The sequence below is a fragment of the Helicobacter cinaedi PAGU611 genome (assembly GCF_000284635.1).
Taxonomy (GTDB): domain Bacteria; phylum Campylobacterota; class Campylobacteria; order Campylobacterales; family Helicobacteraceae; genus Helicobacter_C; species Helicobacter_C cinaedi.
The window spans coordinates 591,214-611,409 of record NC_017761.1 but is presented as its reverse complement, the minus strand read 5'-3'; the positions used below and the strand labels follow the sequence as shown (position 1 = coordinate 611,409).

Here is a 20,196-nt window from a genome sequence, read left to right as displayed (position 1 = left end):
CAAAATGGAAAACAACTATCAACGCAATGATAAAAAGGGTAAAACAGGTTTCAAGCGTTTATATAACGCCTTTTTTTTCTCACTTGATGGAATTAAGGCAGCTTGGAAAGAAGAAGAGGGCTTTAGGCAAGTTTTTAGCGTTGGGCTTGTGCTAAGCATTGCTGCCTTTTTTCTCGCACAGAGTTGGCAGGAGCTGATTTTGCTAATTTTGCCTTGTGTGCTTTCTGTGATTGTAGAGCTTATTAACTCCGCGATTGAAAATGCCATTGACTTTACAAGCCTTGAAATCCATCCTCTAGCCAAAAAAGCAAAGGATATGGGCAGTGCCATTCAGCTTATGGCGTGTTTATTTGTAGCGTTTGTGTGGGGCAGCTACCTACTTATGCGGTTTGTGTTGTAGATTCTATTTATTTTTTAGTATTATCACAGATAACCTTAAGACTGCGAATCTCACATAAAACATTAAGGACATAGACAAAAGTTACCCAGCCATACAACAAAAACAAGCTATACACAATTTCTTCCACAAGTGGAAAGTTACCCATTTTAATAAATAACGCCCCAATAACCATCGGCGATATTACAATAAACAACCTTACAGCAATATCCATTTCTTAACTCCTTTTTTATAAAATAAAGAGTCATTCTAACAGGGGGGGGGGGGAGCAATCAAAAGTTAATATTTATCAAAAACCAAAAAAATAGCGAACTTACGCTTGAGTTAATGACTAACCACAAATCCAAAGCAAAATAAGAATCTTAAAGTGATAAGATTGTTTTACACCACAGATTCTACCGCACTGACTTAAAATTTCTCGCATAACAAATAATTTCTGGGCGATACTCAAAGTGCATTGTATCATAGTGCCACCATCGCCCACCCCATACAAAGCCCTCCACCTCAAAAGCCTCAACAATCTCTAGGGGAATCTGATTTTCATACTTATACTCATCGCGTTCTTTTCTATCCCACAGCCAATATTTTGAAAACTGCGTATTAATATCTAGGGCAATCCCAAAGCTATGGGGGGAGAGATTTGGAGAATCTGCGATATTACGCCAATAAAAAGCATCTTGATCACTCAAAAACTGATAATACGCCTGCGGTATATTCTCAAGCCTTTGCATTACACGAGCAAAAGCCTCACTTACACCATTAAGCGTTGTAACAACAACAAAACCTTTTTCAAAACGATGTGGAAACCACGGTAACTTTACAAGATGAGTTTTTACCTCATCTGCTGAATGCCCATAAATCTCTTTGTAAAATCCCAAATGCCTTACCCTAGAAGTATCTTTATTACGATCCAGCACATTGCCTTGGAGTGGGTAGGGATAGGTAAAAACATCATTCATATCGGGGGAGAGAATCTTCTCATCATAGTCCTTCTCCCTGCCATCATTCCATACAAATCTTGCCCCAGATTCAAGCACCACCTCATTATCGGCAATCCTCACCACCTGCGGGTAATGCCTTTTTACACACTCTTGTGCGAGATTGTCATCTATCTCTTGAGCTTTAAGCCATACACACATACATACACATAAACACGCTATTCGCTTCATATCCCCACCCTAGAATCTACGCTTATATCGCAATTATAACTTGTTTTTGTATATTGTATCACACCCTTTTGTTAAAACTTATCTTCCGCCTTAGGCTTATAGAATCTCTGCAACCAATCATCAATTGGCACAAGCAATCGATACAACGCAGGAACGATAAGCAAACTCAAAAACATAGAGAAAAGTAGCCCTCCAATAATACAAATCCCCATAGGCGACTTCATACCAGCACCCGAGCCAACAGAAATAGCCAAAGGTATCATTCCAAACACCATAGCAATCGTTGTCATCAAAATGGGTCGTAGCCGAGATTCTCCAGCAAGGATAAGTGCTTCATCAGTGCTATACCCCTCTTTTCTTTTCTCATTTGCCACATCAATGAGTAAAGTCGCATTTTTTCCAACAAGCCCCATAAGTATCATAAGCCCCATAAGCGAGAACATACTGAAAGGCTGTCCCACAACAAAGAGTGCGATAAATGCACCAGAAAAGCTAAAAGGCAAGGTCATCATAATAACAATGGGCTGCAAAAAGCTCTCATACAACGCCGCAAGGATAAGATAAATAAGCACAATAGCCGTTAAAACCGCTACAAGAAAAGCTATCATCATTTCTTGTGCGTTTTCTGCTTCACCTTGAAGTCTAAAAGTCGCTCCAGATTCAAGCCACTCACCCTGCTTTTGAGCGGTAATTTTCATCATATCGCCCAAAGAGATTCCAGAATACTTTACAGGATAAGCATACACGGTTAGCGATCTTTGCCTATCAAGACGCGTAATAACTGAAGGAGCGGTTGTAGATTCTATCTCCACAAGCCCCTCTACAAACATCAACTCACCATTGCCATTTTTCACTTGCAGTTTTTTAATATCATTAATGGAGATTCTATCTGTATCAGGCACGCGTATAGTAATATCATACTCTTTCCCACGCTCTTTATAATACCCAATCGCCGCTTCCCCAGAGAATGCCCCTCGCACGACATTACCAATCTCTTTTGCACTCACACCATAGCGACTAGCATTCTGCTTTAGCACCCGCAAACGATATTCAGGCAAGTTATCCGCAGCATTGATATGGATATTATCTACCTTTCCTGCAAGAGTAGGGTCATTTTTAAGCAATGCAATGAGATTATCTTTTGACTTATGCAATGCTTCATCACTTGGTGCGAGAATAGCTACTTGATAAGGGGAGTTATCCCCTCCACCCATATCGGAGACTTCTGATAGTGAGATGACAAACTCATTAGCCAACTCACTACTTTTAAGCTTTTCGCCCACCTCTGCCATAATTTCAAATTGCGAAAGTTTCCGATCTTTAATAGGCTTTAAACGCGCATAAATTTGAGCCTTAAAGATATTTTTTTCATTTGTATAGCCAATTTGCAATGAAGTAAATTCCACATTCTCATTTGCCATAACAATATCTTGCAAGATTCCTGTTTTTTCTTTCATCGCACTCATACTAATACCGGGCTTTGTCTCCAAAAAGACTTGAAACTCACTCTTATCATCAGGGATAATAAACTCCATACCAATCTTAGCTAGTAGCATAATAGATAAGAAAAATACGCCAATAACGCCCACAATCACCTTAATCTTATTTCGCAACACAAAAGCAAGGGTTTTGACATAATAGCCATCAAGTGCTTTAAAAAATGGTTCTGTGCGATAATAGAATCTTGAATACTTGGGATTTACCACAATTGAAGAAACCATAGGGATAATGGTAATAACAACAATATATGAGATTCCAATAGCTGCGGCTACGGTTATCCCAAAGCTTTGGAAAAATCTCCCCACAATTCCGCTCATACTTCCCACAGGGATAAATACTGAAAGCAACATAGCTGAAATGGCAATGAGTGCAAAGCCAATCTCACGCACACCCTCATAGGCTGCCTCACGCTTACGCATACCAGATTCTAGCTTTTTATGGATATTCTCAATCACAACAATCGCATCATCAATGATAATCCCAATAGCAAGAGCCACCGCAAGAAGTGTCAGCATATTGAGTGAAAATCCAAAAAAATTCATCAAAGCAAAAGTCCCAAAAATAGAAATAGGAATACTGATAGCCGATACAAGCGTAATCGTCCCACTTCTTAAGAAGATAAACACAACAAACACCGCCAAAAATACCCCTAAAAGCACATCAAATTCAACAGAAGCAATGGCTGAACGAACATTTTGTGTCGTATCTTTGAATGCCCTTACTTCATAATCAGGGCTGATAGCTTCAATCTGTGGCAGCACTTTCATCACCGCATCAGCAATGGCAATATCATTTGCCCCAGAAATTTTTTGCACCTCAAAAATCACACCGGGCGTTTTATTTAAAGACGCAAAAGTCTTATCTTCTTCAATCCCATCTTCAATAGTTGCAATATCCCCCAATCTAATGCCTTCAGCCACGCGGATATTCCCCACATCGCTTAAATCCGTGCTTTGTGCATCTGTGGTAATCACCCACTCTTGCAATGTACCAATAAGCCTACCGCCGTCTATCTCAAGATTCTCTAGCCCTATTTTATTTGAAATATCTGTGTAAGTTAACCCATATTTATTTAGCATACTTGGGCTTACAAAGATTCTAATCTGTCGCTCCCTATGCCCTCTCATCTCCACGCCACCAACGCCAGATATTTTTTGCAATAATGGCTTAACATTATCCTTAGCGTGTCGCATAAGCTCGGCTGAACTCACCTTATCACTTGTAAGAAAAATTGAAACTATCGGCATAGAAGAGCTATCAAATTTATTGATACTTGGTGTCTTTACTCCAGAATCTAGCTGCAAAGACCCCACCTTATCTCGCACATCATTCACTGCACTATCAAGGGGCTTTTCTAACTCAAACTGCACAATAACCATACTTACATTTCTTGCAGAGCTTGAAGTTACTTTTTTTATCCCATCAATCCCCATAACCGCTTCTTCAATCTTATCAGTTACCTTTGTCTCTACAATCTCCGCACTTGCTCCCGGATAACTTGTAATCACCACAGCCACAGGAAAATCAATATCCGGGAAAAGTGAAGTTGGCATTTTTTTTACACCCAAAAACCCAAAAAACAAAATCGCAAAAGCAAACATTAAAGTTGTAATGGGACGAGTAATGGCAAACTTATACATTATTTTGTCCTTATATAGCCATCACCAAATGTCCCGGGAATCACACCTTGGACTATGGCTTCAGCTTTGACTTTGCGTGTGCTTGTGCTGGCAGTTGGATAAATTTTGCTAATAGTTGTATGCAAATCCTCTTTTCTCCCATCAATGCGGAAATCAAATCTATCGCCAACCTTAACCTTGCTAATATATTTAAAATCAAACTCAAGCACAAGCTTTACATCTTTAGTTATCAGCCTAAAAAGCTTTGTGCTATTAGCACTCACACCATCGCCTAGCTCAATCTCTTTAGAAGCGATTACACCATCAAAAGGGGCTTTAAGCTGCGTTTTGCTTAACATCGCCATTTGGTAAGAATAGTCCGCCTCAAGCTTTTTATATTCTGATTTATACCTATCAAGTGTGTTTCTATCCACAGCTCCACCACTTCTTTGATATCGTTCATATTGTTTTTTAGCAAAGATATATTGCTGCTCTGTTGAACGCACTTGAGATTCTATATCTTGGTTAAAAAGTGTGAGAAGTAAATCTCCTTTTTTTACTTCACTCCCCACATCAACTAAAATATTTGATACAATCCCGCTCGTTGCGAGATTCAAATTCGCATCTTTTATCGCTTCAGCATTAAAAATCGCATATATATCTTCACCCGCATACATATGCGATAATAACATTAATCCCACCAATAGAATCTTTCTCATCTTTTCTCCTTTTTTTTTGTTGCTTACTACTCAATTTTATTCAATGTGTTGAGCCAAATCTTGTCCGCTGTAATAAATATAATATGCTTTTTGCATTTCATAGTTATTTAACGCCTGATTATAAGTCGCCTCCGCCTCTACCTTTTTTGTCAAAGACTGCAAATAATCCGTAAAGTTTAGAATCTGTGCGTCATATTTTTTAGCCACATTGTCAAAAGCAATATTTGCTGAACGCAGTGCTGCCTCACTTGCCTTAATCTTTGCTACGGCAATCTCTAGGCTTTTACGATACATTCTTTCATCTTTTTTCTGCTCTTCTTTTTTATAGGCAAGCTCTTTAAGTGATTTCATATAGCCAAGTCGTGCTGCTTCATTTTGATGATAGATTGTTAGGGCATCAAGACGAATGGTTGCACTTATCATAATTTGATTTTGATTGAGTGGGAATGAACGCTGAATCATAGGAAGCATATCATTTGCACTCATACCCGGTGGCAAGTCCTTGAATGCAAGAGAGCCATTTTTAGTAATATCACTATTAATCACATAGGTATCACTCACGCTTACAATCGGTAAATAATTAATCTGTCTTGCTTGATATTCAGCACTTTGGGCTTGGAAATTCAGCATATTCAAATCGTGCCTATTCTCATCAAGCTTAAAAAGTGGCGTTTTGATAGTCTTACGCTCTAGTGCCTCTACTTCAGTATTTGATAAAAGTGAAAGCATAAATTTATTTTTTTCAATCTCCATTTTAATATTAGCAAGTTCGTGTTCTGTGGCAAGGACTTCTGCGCGCAAAGATTCTACATCATCAATAGTCGTAAGCCCTGTATTATACAAACGCTCCACGCGTTTAATATTAGATTCAAGTTGTGTGCGTTTCTGCTCAAGGCTTAAAAGCTGTGCGCGGTTGGTAAAATACCCATAATACTGCTCAATGATATTTAAAAATAATTGATCTTTTGTATGCTCCTTATCTTCAATACTTGCACGATACAAGGAGCCTTTCTCACGAACTTTATTATAAGTCTTAAATCCGCTGAAAACCTCCCAATTCGCCTTGGCACTGCTTGTATGAGCTTTTAGACGCATACTTGGATTATCTGTATCTTGGTATTGATATGCCCCATCAAGTGTGGGTAAAAACTCCCCATAAGCCGCACGATTTACCGCTTGGGCTTGTAAAATTGCCAATTCTTTAGCCTCAAGATTGTAGTTTTTCTTTGCCCCCTCTAATAATTCAGCTAAAGTAAAAAGCCGCCCTGAAGTCTTATCCGCCTCGCCTTTATTTGTTGGGGCTTGACTATTCCCTTGGATTTGTAGATCATCTTTTGTAGATTCAATCTCTTCAAACCGATATACTTTTTCAGATTCAAAATTGTCATTTTGAATCTCCGCAAACATCTGCGAAGCGAATACAAATGCTATACATACTATACTTTTTCTCATCATACAATAACTCCTAAGTGATGATTATAAAAATTTGGAGTGAGATTTTAGCCAAATTTTGTAAATAGTTGTATATACAACTATTTACAAAATAGGTAAAAACGCCGAGGGTTCTAACATACAATGCGTGAAGTATGTGTGTAAAGATTCAGCGTATCACCACGAGCAAAGCCTACAAGACTGACACCTAAAAGTTGAGCAGATTTAATGCCAAGATGCGTTGTAGCTGCACGAGAAATCACCATAGGAATATCACTCATCGCCGCTTTTATCACCATCTCCATTGAGAGCCTCCCGCTCACTATTAAAATAGAATCTTGCAAACTTAAATGACTTAGTCTTGCCATACCAATGACTTTATCAATGGCATTATGTCGCCCCACATCTTCGCATATAAGCGTTTTTTCACACACAAGCATAGCCTTATGCACACAGCCTGTCTGTGAAAAAAGCTCACTTGGGGCATTAAACTCGTCAATCAACTCAAAGATTCTATCCGCACTCACTCGCATTGTTGAAGCGATAAACTTCTGTGCAATCTCACCATCAAAATTCGCACTCACCCCCACACAGCAACCTGTTGTTAAAGTTTTTTCCTTATGGAGATGAGTGAGTTTAGATTCTTCAATCTTAGCTTGCATATACACACTTAAGCCATCTTTGGCAATCTCAAGCGAGACAATATCATTTACAGATTCTAACACGCCCTCATTAAGCAAGAATCCTACCAAATGAGCGTCTTGGTGATAAGGCAAACTCATCACCGATAAAAGCTTTGTGCCATTAAGATAAAAGGCTATGCGTTGCTCCTCAATGACATCATCTTGTAATGTCTCCGCCCTGCCATCTCTATGGATTCTTAACATACGCATTTTATGCACGACTTTTTTCAACACAAGCCCTTTTGCAACATACACTCTTTTTGTGGCACAAACCCTTAATGTTTAAACCGCATAGAATCTAGCTTACCTTGAGCCTTTAAATCTTTGTAATAAAGGCTATGAAGCATAGAGAGTTCTTCCTCACCCATTTTGCCATTGATGATAGATTCCATAGCACCTTCAATGGCAAAGACTGCCATATAAATATGCGTTATCAAAAGGGCAATGACAGCAAAACCAAGCACATTATGCAAAATCGCCATAAGTCGCAAGGTATTAATATCCGTGCATTGAAAGAACATAACTGCTCCGGTGAAAACCATCACGCCTCCACCAAGTGTAGCCACCCAAAACCACATCTTTTGCCCGGCATTAAATTTATGTGCGGGGACTTCGCGATTAATCTTATCTAAATAACCGCCTAAAATCATCATCCACTTAATATCATAGGATTTAAACAGACAATCTTTCGCCCACATCAAAAACATCAATGTCCCAAACACAGCAAAAAATAAAGTAGCAAACCCATGCACATCTCGTGCAAAGCGTATCAACGCACCACCACCAAGCTTATCACCAAAAACCATCATAAGCCCTGTGAGACAGAGCATTACAAAAGGCACTGCCGCACACCAATGCACGATAATATTGTATTTTGTAAAAACAACCAAAAAACTATCGTGTGAATAGTGTCGCTTCCCAACAATCTTATAGTGCCCATAAAACGCCATTGGCACAAAAATCACAATCAGCAAAAAGATAAGAGCAAAATACTGCTCTTGCAGAATTGTAAAAAGCTCTCCTAAACCATTCCAGCCACGAATCCCACTAATATCTTCGCCGTGAGTGAGTGGCTCTATACTCCCGCCTTTACCTTCAACAACACTAGATTCTATCACCCCAGCCGTATTTGTGCCTAAGCCCCAATTTTTAATGGCTTCAATTTGTGCAGTCCCATAAATGTCAGTATTTGTCTTAAATGTAATCGCACCCTTTGGCTCACTCACACTCACTGAATCTCCCGCACCATACGCACTAAGCACACATAATACACACCCAAGCAACACTATAAAGATATGTTTCATTCATCACTCCTTATAGATTAATCACCATAGGCTTTTTGCCAAGTATGCGGTGTCCTTGCAGGATCTAGCCCTTTTTTCAAAGCACGCTCACGGATAATCGCACTTACATCATCGCTTCCACCTGCTAAAAGTGCCTTTGTAGAGCACATCGCCGCACACGCAGGGACTTTGCCTTCTGCAATGCGATTTTGCCCATACAAGCGATATTCTTCCTCACTATTTGTCTCTTCAGGACCACCAGCACAGAATGTGCATTTATCCATTGAGCCGCGTGAGCCAAATACATCAGATTTGGGGAATTGCGGTGCGCCAAAAGGACAAGCATACAAGCAATATCCACAGCCAATGCAGGTTTTCTTATTGTGCAAGACAATTCCATCTGCACGGATATAAAAGCAATCCACCGGGCAGACTTTTGCACAAGGTGCATCAGCACAATGCATACAAGCAATAGATATAGATTTTTCCGCACCTTGAATCCCATCATTGAGCGTTACAACGCGTCTTCTATTAATCCCCACAGGCAAGTGGTGAGCTTCCTTACACGCTACATCACAGCCGTGGCAGTCAATACAGCGATTATCATCGCAATAAAACTTGATTCTTGCGTGTCCGGGATCATTTAAGCCCATTTTTAATAAAGTATCACTCATCGCCTACCTCCCTACGCTTTCTCAATGCGGCATAATCCGCATTTTGTCTCCGGACAAGCTGTGTTATAGTCAAATCCATAGCTTGAAATCATATTTGCAGATTCACCAATAGCATAAGCAGCCGTGCCTTCAGGATACTTATCAAGCAGATTCTTACCTTGATCAAGCCCAGAGAAATTTTGAGGTATCCACACGCTATTGACATCAACGCGATACGAGAGTTTAGCCTTAATCAACGCACGAGTATCCATTGTGCCATACACCCACACCATATCGCCATCTTTGATATCTAGTTCAAAGGCTTTATCAGGGTGAATCTCAACAAACATTTCGCTATGCACTTCAGCTAAATACTTCGCGCTTCGTGTTTCCGTCCCTGTCCCCATATGTGAGACCAAACGCCCACTTAGCATATTGATAGGGAATTCTTTTACCCAATCTTTTTCAATCTGTCGTGAGCGGTATTTGATATTTGCCCTAAAATGATTTGGCTTATCTGGGAAGTTAGGATATTTATCCACCAAATCCCCACGCACAGAGTGGATAGGCTCACGATGCAATGGAATCTTATCATACCAATTCCACACAACCGCCCTAGCTCTTCCATTACCATAAGGACAAAGTCCTGCTTCAAGTGCTTTTTCAGCTAAAATATTATTACCAAAGCCAAGAGCATAAGTGCTACCTTCAACCGCCTTTTTCTCTTCGGCACTTAATTTTAAGCCTAAAGATTCAGCATTTGCTGCACTCACAGGCGGATGTCCGGCGATTTTAGAGCTGGGCAATGAACGCGCTGAAAACATACTTTTCCCATCTGGAGAAGTATCGCCCCAATTCACCCTAAAGCCCATACCACCACGCATAACAGGAATACTATCATTGTAAAATACCGGTGTTCCGGGGTGTTTATCACTCCAGCAAGGCCAAGGCAATCCATAATATTCGCCCTTAAATGGACCTTTACCCTCCAGCGTTACCTTATCAAACATATGCCAATTTTCTTGATGTGCTTTTAGCCTTTTAGGACTCATACCTTGTAAGCCGATACTGCGGATACTTTGCGTTAGCTCTGTTGTCGCATCTTCTGGCCATATGAATTCACTTCGCCCATCTTTTTTAGCAATCTCATAAAGACTTCGTTGATACTCTTCTAAGAATCCAAATCGCTTAGCAAACTCAAAGAGAATCTCTTGATCTTCCTTGCATTCAAACAGTGGCTCCATAACCTTAGAACGCCATTGATAGCTTCTATTTGTCGCTGCTACTGAACCAGAGCTTTCCATTTGACTAGCTGCTGGAAGTAAGAATAAGTCATTATCCCTATCGCTATAAATAGCCAAGTCATTGACATAGGGGTCAATAAACACCACAAGCTCTAGCTTATCCATTGCTTTTTTTTGCAAGTCAAGCAAAGATACAGAAGTCATACCTGTGCCAATAACCACTAACGCACGCAACATCGTATCGCCATTGTTTGCCGCATTTTCAGGTTCTAGCACACCAAACTTCCAAGTAGAATGTGCATAACCGCTAGATTCCATCATCTTTTTATCTTTAAAGCGTGAGAGTAGCCATTCATATTCAACATACCAATGCTTTGCAAAATGTCGCCAAGACGCTTCATTTAACGCATAATATCCGGGCAAGATATCAGGGTTTGCTGCCATATCTGAACTTCCCTGCACATTATCGTGTCCGCGTAAGATATTGACACCGCCACCATTTTTACCCATATTACCCAAGAACATTTGTAAAATCGGCATAATCCGCGTGTTGCTTGTGCCAACTGTGTGCTGTGTTAGCCCTTGATTCCAAATGAGACTTGCAGGCTTTGCCTTTGCCATATCTTCAGCAATATGACGGATTGTATCAGCGGGAATCCCAGTAATATTACTTGCCTCTTCAGGCGTCATTTTCATCGCTTCCTTGATGATTTCCTCATAGCCATAAATCCGCTCTTGCAAGAATTTCTTATCGTGCAAGTCATTTTTAATAATATGATGAAGCATACCATACACAAGGGCAATATCAGTCCCACTGCGGATTCTATGATATTCATCAGCCTTTGCCGCAGTCTTACTAAAATGCGGATCTACAACGACAATTTTCGCTCCAGCCTCTTTAGCGCGTAAAATATGCACCATAGATACAGGGTGATTCACCGCAGGATTTGCACCGATGATGAAAATATATTTTGAAAACATCATATCGGCAATATGGTTTGACATTCCACCAAATCCAAATGTATTCGCCACACCGGCGACTGTTGGGGAGTGTCAAACGCGATTGCAGTGATCTAGATTATTTGTCCCAAAAAATGCAGAAAACTTACGCAAATAATAAGCTTGTTCATTTGAGAGCTTTGCACTTCCTATCCACATTACCGCATCAGGTCCGCTTTCTTCACGAATCTTGCTTAGTTTTGAAGCGATTTTATCCATCGCACTATCCCAATTTGTGCGTTCCCATTTACCATTGACTTTTTCAAGTGGATAACGCAAACGCGTCTCACTTCTTGCCCTATCAATCAAATCCGCACCCTTACAGCAATGTCCGCCAAGTGAAATGGGGTGATCTTGGGCGACTTCTTGACGCACCCACACGCCATCTTGCACTTCAGCGATAATCCCACAGCCCACAGAGCAGTGTGTACATATCGTTTTCACACGCTTTGCGTTAGGATAACGCTCCTTTAGCTCCGCCTCACTTGCCTTTCTAATGACACGCTCACCCTCATTCCCAAAAGCACTACTCACACCAGCCACAGAAGCCAATGCGGAAAGCTTAAGGAATGAGCGTCTCGCATTGCGTCTTTCATTCACTTCGCTCATTTTCACTCCTTATATGTCATTTGGCAACAGAAAAATATGTCTGCCAATACTGCGTATCGCTACGATACAAAATCTCTTGCTTTTTGCTTTTACCCTTGATGACTTCTTTTTGTTTGTGTTCTCCAGAACACCCATTCAAACTAAGGGAGCCTATCGCAACCACAACCCCACCAATCCCAGCAGTTTTCAAAAACTTACGCCTTGATTGATTGTCTTCTTGCGTTTTACTCATAGAGCCTCCTTTGCTTTTTGACTTTTGGGATAAACCCATTTGAACTTTTAAGACTAAAAGCTCAAATCAGCCTACCGCCATTACTCTTACAGCATTACCCCTACAGCAAAGCAGATTCCACCTGTAAAAAGCTTTTGAGCAACTCTCCTATACTCGCATAATAGCTTAAATCCTCCCTTTGTTGTAATGCTTTGCTTACATACTCGCCCAAAGGTAAAACAAGCTCATTTGCCACCTCTATGCTTAAGCTTTTGTCATTCTCATCATTTGAAAGCAAGAGATGTCGCATAAGCAAGAGTAAAAATCCCAAATGCTCCTCGCTCTCTTTACACTCTTTGCTATTAAGTCTAAAGGTGCTTTGCTTAGTTAGTCCTCGTGCCTTTAGCAGGGATTTACCATTTAAACAGCCCTCAGTATAATGTGAGAGATAGAGCATTATATGCCCCACACTCTGGGAGTGTATATTAGATTCCATTTCATTAGAATCTCGCCTTTTTCTTTGAGGCATTGGCGTATTAGGCAAAGGAGTATCAAAAGGCAAAATAAAAGTTCGTGTATATTCATCAAGTATTCCTTTTATACCTTTATGCATAATCTCACTTTCCAAAAGCTCAAAATGCACTTTATCGCTTTCACTTAAGCTATTTTCCCTTAAGATTCTAATCTGTTCTAAAAGCACACTGCCACGCTCACTTAATAACTCATACAAAAACAACCCAGCAAAAAAGTCATAATATAAAGCTCTTGCTTTTGCTAAAGATTCTACATTATTCTGTGGCATATCTATCCTTCAAACATCACTTTCACTTTGCAATCAGCACAGCATCCTAAAATCCTAAGCTTTAAGCTATCACTGCCAAAGCTTGGCAGTAGAATCTGCTTAATCTTATTGATACTTTTTTGTGTGGCAAATACCTTATCACACTCCACACATCTAAAAGGCTCATCACTTGCAATAGGTGTGTAAGCAAAACTTTTCTCCTCTAATACTAGACTAGAAGATTCTAAACTTAGCACCTGCTCCGCACAGCTTGCTACACAATATCCACAATCCGTGCAAAGGGCAGGTTTATACAAAAGCTCAAAACGACTTTGATTATTGACTAATGCCTTTGTATTACACGCCTCCACACAGCTAAGGCACAAGGTGCATTGCTCCGCATTAATACCTAAAATCCCAAAGCCCTGAATCTTAACCTTGCCATAGCTCTCTTGCTTTATCCAAAATCGCATTCTCTCTGCAAATATGTCTTTGCTACTCTCATTTTCCCTTGGGGTATAGACATAATGGCTTTGTGGCAGGGGCTTTAATATAGATATATCATCTATCTCGCTAAGCTCCATAATGGCTATTGAAGAAAAAAATCTTTGATATATTTCATTTATAGAATCTTTATCGGCATTTGTGTGTTTGCCAAGTGGAGTGTATAGAATGATAGGAGAGCCACTCTCTTGCAACAATGTCAAAAAATACACACTATTTAGCATATCTGGCACACTCAATACAAAAGGCAGGATAAGGGGATTTTGCTCTTTTAGAATCTTAAGATTCTCTATAAACTCACTGTCTTCAAAGACTTCTCTTCCCACCACAAGCGGAATATAGTGTTTATACAATCTCACCTTGTAAGTAAAAGCCTCTAATCCATCGCCCTGCCGCTGCACACTCCCTGTGGGGCAGACACTCACACATCGCCCACACGCAATACAATCAATCGCAGAAAGCTCCAAGACTCTAGCATTTTTATCGCTTGTAATACCAATAGTTGGGCATATATCCACACAGCTATGACACACACTTTCCCCATTTGCTAAAGGGCGTCTTAGCTGAAATTGACAATGCGTGGGATCAAAAATAATATTTCTCTCATAGCTCTGCTCCCCACAGAATCCCAAAAGGGCTTGAAGCATTTGATTAGCACTCTCATACATATTCGGCCTATGCACACCCTTACATTCAGGCAAATCAAGTGGGGCAAAGCACACAACCTGTGCGGTTTGAAGACTCTCTATCTCGCCAAGAGCATTTTTAAATCGCAGATTAAATGCTCCCAAATGCCCCTTTAAACTTACAAAGTCCTGTGGCAGAAGCTGTGAGACTTCCAAAACATAGGAATGCTCTTTTTCCACACAAAGAGACAAAAACGCATCACATAAATCCCCATAGCCTATAACCACGCATTGCGGTGGTATCACACTTATAGAATCTTTATTAAGCGAAGTAAAATCAAGGGTCAGCTCATCGCACTCGTGCAGAATCTCCACTTCTTGTGCGTTCAAAGCCATTTCTGTGTGTTGTGTCATTATCCTTATCCTGAGCTTATTTGTTGTAAGTTGTTTGTTTGCTGTTTTCTAAGGCGAAATGATACACTATCTTTGCAAAAATGAAAGTATTATTTTACCCATTTACTCATTATAGCTTTGTATATTTTTTAACATATCCTTTTTTGTAACAGTCGCTTAAAAAAAATAATAAAGCGTTATATATTTTGCTTCTCACATCACACACTTTGTCTGCTTATGTCAAATCAGGGTTAGAAAATTTTTCATAATCCTTTTGCCTTTTTGTTGCAAAATAGATTCAGGGTGAAACTGCACACCATAACAATCATAATCCTTAGCCTTAAGCACCATAAGCACATTATTTTCACTATATCCCAACGCCTCACACTCCCCAAGCTTACTGACATAGAGCGAATGATAAAGGGCTATTTGTATGCCTTGTGGGATACCTTCAAACAAAGCATTTGGCGTAAAATATAATCTCACACTCTTTGCGTGAGTGGGATTTGGCAAAGAGATGACTTCCCCACCAAAAGCTTGAGCGATACATTGATGTCCTAGACAGATTCCTAGAATCTTATGCGTTGGAGCAAAGGTTACAATCGCTTCCAAACACACGCCTGAATCTAGCGGGTGACTGGGACCGGGCGAGATGATAAGATGAGAGAAATCAAGCTTTTTTATACGAGATAGGGGCGTGTCATTTGGCACAATTTGTGGTTTAACACCAAGGGCTGAAAGCAAATACACCACATTGTAAGTAAAAGAATCATAATTATCAATAATCAATACTTGCTTGTGTGAAAAATTACTTTTATTGTATTTCATCGCTTATCGCCTTTAAATTCTTAAGATTCTATACTTGCAACTCCACTTGCACCACGCCCCGCACGGAGTTAAGGCAAAAGATTCTATCTGCCTTATGCAAATGCTTAAGTGTGAGCCTTTTTTCAAAAATAAGCCCAGAATCTAAAAGCATACCCCGCAATGTGCCTTGCAGTAGCCCACTTTGTGAATGCGGGGTGCAAAATCTCCCCTTCATCTCACACACAATATTACTTCTACTGCCTTCTGTAATCTCGCCTTTTTGATTATAAAAAATCATATCAAAAATTTTTCCCTGCCCTATCATCTTTTGTGCTGTGGCAAAATGTGGGCGGTGGGTTGTTTTATGCGAAACAAGCAAATGAATAGAATCTAGCGTCTTAGGAGAAATTATCACTTTATTGGTAGAAAGTGGCAGTAAGGGCAAGGATTCTAAACGCAAATTGCCATTATGAGACAAGACCAGTCGCAAAATACACTCATCACTCAAGCCATTTACATTTTTAAGCTTATTTGCACCAAGATTCTCACAAAACTGCGTTGAATCCTGCCACATCGTGTTATCAATACAAGACAAATCTCCGCATTGCATATAAAATGCGTCAAAAGTAGTGATGTTTAACTGATTTGTGCGTTGCGATGAGACAAGGCGTGAGAGCTGCTCTGTATTAAACCCCAAGGCTAAGGCACTGCTTTGCAATCGCTTCAAATGCCTATCAAGCAGAAAAATACGCCCATTCCTATAAAGCATTGTTTCAAATAAGTCATACTGCTGATTTTGAGCGTTTAAAAACTTACTTTTTAGTTTTAATTCAGCAAACTCATCTTCACACACAGAATCCCACACTACCCCACTTCCCACACCATAGCGATAAACCTTTTCATTGCGAATCTTACTCAAAGTGCGGATAGGCACACAAAAGCAAGTTTCCTTATATGAAACAACACCCAAAGCCCCGCAATACACGCCTCTTGGGCGAGATTCTAGCTGCGAGATAATATCCATAGTCTTAAGCTTTGGCGCACCTGTGATAGAACCACAGGGAAAGAGTGCTTGAAAAATCTGCGAGAGTAAAAAGTCATTTTTCAAACGCCCTTTAATTGTGGAAATCATTTGATGAACAGAAGGGTAAGAATGAATAGCACACAGCTCTTTAACCTTCAGCGAGTTTGGTGCAATCACCTTACTTAAATCATTGCGGAGTAAATCAACAATCATTAAATTTTCACTGCGATTTTTGCTGTCTTTTTGTAAGGCAAGTTTCAAGGCTTTATCTTTTGCTTTTTGTTTTTTTATATTGAGATTCTCATCGTGCAATGCCCTTTTTATCGTGCCTTTCATAGGCTGGGTTGTGATGGTGTTGTTTTTTATTTTGAAAAATAATTCTGGCGAAAAGCATAGGATTTTAAGAAAAGCATTGCTTAAATAAGCCTTGTATGGAGTGTTTTGCCTAATGGAGAGATGTTGAAAAAGCTGTTTTGAAGGCAGGGAAGAGTGGAGCAAAATCTCTTGGGTGTAGTTCAGCTGATAGGTATGTCCTTGCTTAATATTTTCTTTGATTGTGAGAAAATGCTGTTTGTAGGCTTTGTCATCTAAATTTTTAGCGATATTTAGGGAAAATTTACCTTTGGGCTTGAGTGGCTTTATTTTTTTTCGCTTATAATAAAGGGCAAAATATAATAGGGGCTGCTTTTTGTGTTTATATGTCATTATAGGCAAGTTCGCATAATGGGTTTGGAGTAAGATTCCAGCCTCATAAGTCATATAACCTATAAAGTAGCCTTTTTGCTTTGAATGTAGGAAGTTATCTAGAATCTGTAAGGCTTGGAGTAAGCCATTTATGTTAAAAGCATAGATTTTCCGCACACAATGTGTATAACTATAATCCCCACATATCGCTTTCATTTATGTCCTTTTGCCTAAGTCAAATAAAAGGAAAAGTATAGCTTAAAATATAAAAGCCACAGCAATATAACACTCATCATTAAGCAAAGTAATTGAGCAGATAAACACAAGTCTCAAAAAAAAGATTGAAAGTGGATTAAAAGTGTTGAAAAAATAATAAAAGAAGAAATTTAGAAAGTAAAGTAAAAAGCTAGAAATTCTAGCTTTTTACTCATATTACACAAACTCAATGATAGCCATTTGCGAAGCATCACCCTTTCGCAATCTCGTGCGTTGGATTCTCGTATAGCCACCATTTCTATCTGTGTATTTTGGCGAAAGCTCCGTTACAAGCTTTTTTGTCGCTACCTTATCTTGCAAATACGCAAACACATAACGATGTGCGTTTAAGTCATTAGCCTTCCCAGCTGTGATAAGCTTTTCAATATAGCTTTGCAATTCTTTTGCCTTAAATACGCCCGTTTCTATTTTGCCGTGTGTGATAAGGGCAACCGCAAGATTCTTCAACAATGCCTTACGATGTGATGAAGTTCGCCCTAGCTTTCTGTATCCGTGTCCGTGTCTCATATCCCTACTCCCTAACTATTTCTAATTTTTGCTAATTTACGATTAAGAAGCTGCAAAATGTCTTCAGCAATTTCCCCACCAACAGGGTATCCAAGCTCCTCTAACTTTTCAGTTATCTCATCGTAGGATTTCTTACCCATATTCTTAATGTTTTTAAGCTCATTTTCACTCATAATAACAAGCTCTCCCACATACTTCAAGCCTGATCTATCAAGGCAGTTAAAGCATCTTGCACTAAGATTCAGTGTATCAATCTTAATCATCAATGTCTTCAACTCCCCAGAATCTTCAGCAATACTCTTACTGCCATTTGGCGTAGCACTTAAATCAACACCAAAGATACTCATTTGCTTATGCATAACCGATATAGCCTCTTTAAATGCAGTAAGTGGCTCAATCTGCCCATCTGTCTCTATGTCAAAAATAATCTTTTCATAGTTTGGATTATCCTCAACAAGCACATTTTCAATCTCATAAATAGCCTTTTTCACAGGTGTGAAATACGCATCAAGAGGAATATAATCCTCTGCTATCTTGCCACGGATACTCTCGCTTGGCACATAGCCTATACCCTTTTGCACGATGAGTGAAAAACTAATTGAAGCATTCTCATTAATTGTAGCCAAATACGCCTCAGGATTCACCACATCTACACTTTCATTGGCAAGCTCATTGGCACTTAGCACCATAGGTCCCTTAAACTCATAATGCACCTGCACACTATCAAGTGTCTCATCTTTGATAAGAAAGCGAATGTTTTTAAGATTGCTAATAAAATGAGAGACATCTTCAACAATCCCACGAATAGAATCAAACTCGTGCGTAACACCCTGAATCTTAAGCGCAGTAGGAGCATACCCCACAGAACTTAAAAGCAACAAGCGACGCAATGGATGTGCTAAGGTAATAGCATAGCCAGATTCAAAAGGATAAGCACTGATTTTAATTCTATTGCTTGAAACCTCTTCAATGCTTATATCCGTAGGGATATAAGGCTCAATTTTAATCATATTCATTCTGCGTCCTTAATATTATTTATTATTTAGAGTAAAGCTCAACAATCAATCTTTCTTCAATAGGTATCACTACCTCTTCTCTCTGTGGAAAACGCGTAAAAATACCAAACTTCTTTTCCTTATCCACATCTACCCAAGGCACTATACCTGTTTGAGCTGTCAAATCAATCGCTCGAGCAACCTGTGGATTATTCTTGCTCTTTTCTTTTACTTCAATTTTTTGCCCGGGCTTAACCATATATGATGGAATATCCACGCGCTTACCATTTACAAGAATATGCCCGTGTGTAACGAACTGACGCGCAAAACGGCGAGTTGTAGCAAAACCCATACGATACACAACATTATCAAGCCGTTGCTCTATGATACGCACAAGATTTTCACCCGTATTGCCTTCCTGTCTGTTAGCCTCTCTAAACAACGCACGGAATTGCTTTTCACTCACACCATACATAATTTTAGCTTTTTGCTTCTCACGAAGCTGTAAGCCGTATTCAGAAATTTTACCTCGCTTTTGTCCGTGCTGTCCGGGTCCATAAGGACGCTTATCAAGCGCACTTTTTCCCGCCAATCTTCTCTCACCTTTTAACGCTAAAGAAACGCCAAATCGTCTTTCTAGTTTTTCAACTGGTCCTCTATATCGTGCCATCTCTACCCCTTACACTCTTCTTCTTTTTGGTGGTCTGCATCCATTATGTGGCAGTGGCGTAACATCTTTAAGCCACAATACCTTAATGCCCTCAATCGCACCAACACTTTTTACCGCAGTCTCGCGTCCGCTTCCCGGTCCTTGCACTTTAATACCAACTTCTTTAATACCGCATTCCTTTGCTTTTTCCATCGCAGATTCTACTGCTTGTTGTGCTGCATAAGGAGTGGATTTTTTACTCCCTTTGAATCCCAAACCACCAGCGGTAGCCCAGCACAACACATTACCCATTTCATCAGTAACAGTTACATTTGTATTGTTAAATGACGCAGAAATACACACAACACCTCGTGCAATATTCTTCTTAGCACCTTTTTTCTTTGTTATACTTTTTTTTGCCATTTGACTACTC

19 protein-coding genes are annotated in these 20,196 nt (G+C 39.7%); 1 reads left to right on the top strand and 18 read right to left on the bottom strand.

Annotated elements, in window-relative coordinates; genetic code table 11:
• Positions 1–4 precede the first annotated feature (4 nt).
• Positions 5–400: a diacylglycerol kinase gene (locus HCN_RS03045; protein ID WP_002956286.1), complete on the top strand. Its 396-nt coding sequence runs from the start codon at positions 5–7 to the stop codon at positions 398–400.
• 7 nt (positions 401–407) lie between these two features.
• Here HCN_RS03045 and HCN_RS03040 read toward each other — a convergent pair whose 3' ends face one another.
• From HCN_RS03040 to rpsK, 18 genes are all read right to left on the bottom strand, one after another.
• Positions 408–611: a hypothetical protein gene (locus HCN_RS03040; RefSeq protein WP_002956285.1), complete on the bottom strand. Its 204-nt coding sequence runs from the start codon at positions 609–611 to the stop codon at positions 408–410.
• Positions 612–792: 181 nt separating this feature from the next.
• Positions 793–1,566, bottom strand: coding sequence for a M15 family metallopeptidase (locus HCN_RS03035; protein WP_002956284.1), 774 nt, complete (start codon positions 1,564–1,566; stop codon positions 793–795).
• Between the two features lie 71 nt (positions 1,567–1,637).
• Complete coding sequence (locus tag HCN_RS03030) at positions 1,638–4,706, bottom strand: efflux RND transporter permease subunit (protein WP_002956283.1); 3,069 nt, start codon at positions 4,704–4,706, stop codon at positions 1,638–1,640.
• Complete coding sequence (locus HCN_RS03025) at positions 4,706–5,404, bottom strand: efflux RND transporter periplasmic adaptor subunit (protein ID WP_014667532.1); 699 nt, start codon at positions 5,402–5,404, stop codon at positions 4,706–4,708. Before HCN_RS03025 ends, HCN_RS03030 begins: the two co-directional genes overlap by 1 nt.
• 36 nt (positions 5,405–5,440) lie before the next feature.
• On the bottom strand, positions 5,441–6,859 hold the full coding sequence (locus HCN_RS03020) for a TolC family protein (protein ID WP_014667531.1): 1,419 nt from the start codon (positions 6,857–6,859) through the stop codon (positions 5,441–5,443).
• 110 nt (positions 6,860–6,969) lie between these two features.
• Positions 6,970–7,749 (bottom strand): formate dehydrogenase accessory sulfurtransferase FdhD, encoded by a 780-nt coding sequence (gene fdhD, locus HCN_RS03015; protein ID WP_014666502.1) that lies wholly within the window; start codon positions 7,747–7,749, stop codon positions 6,970–6,972.
• 44 nt (positions 7,750–7,793) lie between these two features.
• Entirely contained in the window at positions 7,794–8,822 is a 1,029-nt protein-coding gene (locus HCN_RS03010) for a formate dehydrogenase subunit gamma (RefSeq protein WP_014666501.1), read from the bottom strand.
• 17 nt (positions 8,823–8,839) lie between these two features.
• On the bottom strand, positions 8,840–9,475 hold the full coding sequence (gene fdh3B / locus HCN_RS03005) for a formate dehydrogenase FDH3 subunit beta (RefSeq protein ID WP_014666500.1): 636 nt from the start codon (positions 9,473–9,475) through the stop codon (positions 8,840–8,842).
• A gap of 11 nt (positions 9,476–9,486) precedes the next feature.
• Positions 9,487–12,306: a molybdopterin-dependent oxidoreductase gene (locus HCN_RS03000; RefSeq protein ID WP_104717342.1), complete on the bottom strand. Its 2,820-nt coding sequence runs from the start codon at positions 12,304–12,306 to the stop codon at positions 9,487–9,489.
• 16 nt (positions 12,307–12,322) lie between these two features.
• Positions 12,323–12,538, bottom strand: coding sequence for a twin-arginine translocation signal domain-containing protein (locus HCN_RS02990; RefSeq protein ID WP_002956276.1), 216 nt, complete (start codon positions 12,536–12,538; stop codon positions 12,323–12,325).
• Between the two features lie 100 nt (positions 12,539–12,638).
• Positions 12,639–13,319: a molecular chaperone TorD family protein gene (locus HCN_RS02985; RefSeq protein ID WP_002956275.1), complete on the bottom strand. Its 681-nt coding sequence runs from the start codon at positions 13,317–13,319 to the stop codon at positions 12,639–12,641.
• 2 nt (positions 13,320–13,321) lie between these two features.
• Complete coding sequence (locus tag HCN_RS02980; RefSeq protein ID WP_014667530.1) at positions 13,322–14,842, bottom strand: 4Fe-4S dicluster domain-containing protein; 1,521 nt, start codon at positions 14,840–14,842, stop codon at positions 13,322–13,324.
• 219 nt (positions 14,843–15,061) lie between these two features.
• Entirely contained in the window at positions 15,062–15,649 is a 588-nt protein-coding gene (locus tag HCN_RS02975) for an anthranilate synthase component II (protein ID WP_002956273.1), read from the bottom strand.
• 28 nt (positions 15,650–15,677) lie between these two features.
• Positions 15,678–17,552, bottom strand: coding sequence for a chorismate-binding protein (locus HCN_RS02970; RefSeq protein ID WP_014667529.1), 1,875 nt, complete (start codon positions 17,550–17,552; stop codon positions 15,678–15,680).
• A 216-nt stretch (positions 17,553–17,768) separates the two neighbouring features.
• A complete protein-coding gene (gene rplQ, locus HCN_RS02965) occupies positions 17,769–18,119 on the bottom strand; it encodes a 50S ribosomal protein L17 (RefSeq protein WP_002956271.1) in 351 nt (116 codons plus the stop codon).
• Positions 18,120–18,130: 11 nt separating this feature from the next.
• On the bottom strand, positions 18,131–19,135 hold the full coding sequence (locus tag HCN_RS02960) for a DNA-directed RNA polymerase subunit alpha (protein ID WP_002956270.1): 1,005 nt from the start codon (positions 19,133–19,135) through the stop codon (positions 18,131–18,133).
• Positions 19,136–19,157: 22 nt separating this feature from the next.
• Complete coding sequence (gene rpsD / locus HCN_RS02955) at positions 19,158–19,784, bottom strand: 30S ribosomal protein S4 (RefSeq protein ID WP_014666497.1); 627 nt, start codon at positions 19,782–19,784, stop codon at positions 19,158–19,160.
• Positions 19,785–19,793: 9 nt separating this feature from the next.
• Positions 19,794–20,186 carry a 30S ribosomal protein S11 gene (rpsK, locus tag HCN_RS02950; RefSeq protein ID WP_014666496.1) on the bottom strand — a complete coding sequence of 131 codons (393 nt, stop codon included), beginning with the start codon at positions 20,184–20,186 and terminating at the stop codon, positions 19,794–19,796.
• Positions 20,187–20,196 lie beyond the last annotated feature (10 nt).

What these genes read in the sequence shown, in the direction of transcription:
- HCN_RS03045 (WP_002956286.1), top strand. Translation starts at nt 5, where the DNA reads ATGGAAAACAACTATCAACGCAATGATAAAAAGGGTAAAACAGGTTTC.
- HCN_RS03040 (WP_002956285.1), bottom strand. Translation starts at nt 611, where the DNA reads ATGGATATTGCTGTAAGGTTGTTTATTGTAATATCGCCGATGGTTATT.
- HCN_RS03035 (WP_002956284.1), bottom strand. Translation starts at nt 1,566, where the DNA reads ATGAAGCGAATAGCGTGTTTATGTGTATGTATGTGTGTATGGCTTAAA.
- HCN_RS03030 (WP_002956283.1), bottom strand. Translation starts at nt 4,706, where the DNA reads ATGTATAAGTTTGCCATTACTCGTCCCATTACAACTTTAATGTTTGCT.
- HCN_RS03025 (WP_014667532.1), bottom strand. Translation starts at nt 5,404, where the DNA reads ATGAGAAAGATTCTATTGGTGGGATTAATGTTATTATCGCATATGTAT.
- HCN_RS03020 (WP_014667531.1), bottom strand. Translation starts at nt 6,859, where the DNA reads ATGATGAGAAAAAGTATAGTATGTATAGCATTTGTATTCGCTTCGCAG.
- HCN_RS03010 (WP_014666501.1), bottom strand. Translation starts at nt 8,822, where the DNA reads ATGAAACATATCTTTATAGTGTTGCTTGGGTGTGTATTATGTGTGCTT.
- fdh3B (WP_014666500.1), bottom strand. Translation starts at nt 9,475, where the DNA reads ATGAGTGATACTTTATTAAAAATGGGCTTAAATGATCCCGGACACGCA.
- HCN_RS02990 (WP_002956276.1), bottom strand. Translation starts at nt 12,538, where the DNA reads ATGAGTAAAACGCAAGAAGACAATCAATCAAGGCGTAAGTTTTTGAAA.
- HCN_RS02985 (WP_002956275.1), bottom strand. Translation starts at nt 13,319, where the DNA reads ATGCCACAGAATAATGTAGAATCTTTAGCAAAAGCAAGAGCTTTATAT.
- HCN_RS02980 (WP_014667530.1), bottom strand. Translation starts at nt 14,842, where the DNA reads ATGACACAACACACAGAAATGGCTTTGAACGCACAAGAAGTGGAGATT.
- HCN_RS02975 (WP_002956273.1), bottom strand. Translation starts at nt 15,649, where the DNA reads ATGAAATACAATAAAAGTAATTTTTCACACAAGCAAGTATTGATTATT.
- HCN_RS02970 (WP_014667529.1), bottom strand. Translation starts at nt 17,552, where the DNA reads ATGAAAGCGATATGTGGGGATTATAGTTATACACATTGTGTGCGGAAA.
- rplQ (WP_002956271.1), bottom strand. Translation starts at nt 18,119, where the DNA reads ATGAGACACGGACACGGATACAGAAAGCTAGGGCGAACTTCATCACAT.
- HCN_RS02960 (WP_002956270.1), bottom strand. Translation starts at nt 19,135, where the DNA reads ATGAATATGATTAAAATTGAGCCTTATATCCCTACGGATATAAGCATT.
- rpsD (WP_014666497.1), bottom strand. Translation starts at nt 19,784, where the DNA reads ATGGCACGATATAGAGGACCAGTTGAAAAACTAGAAAGACGATTTGGC.
- rpsK (WP_014666496.1), bottom strand. Translation starts at nt 20,186, where the DNA reads ATGGCAAAAAAAAGTATAACAAAGAAAAAAGGTGCTAAGAAGAATATT.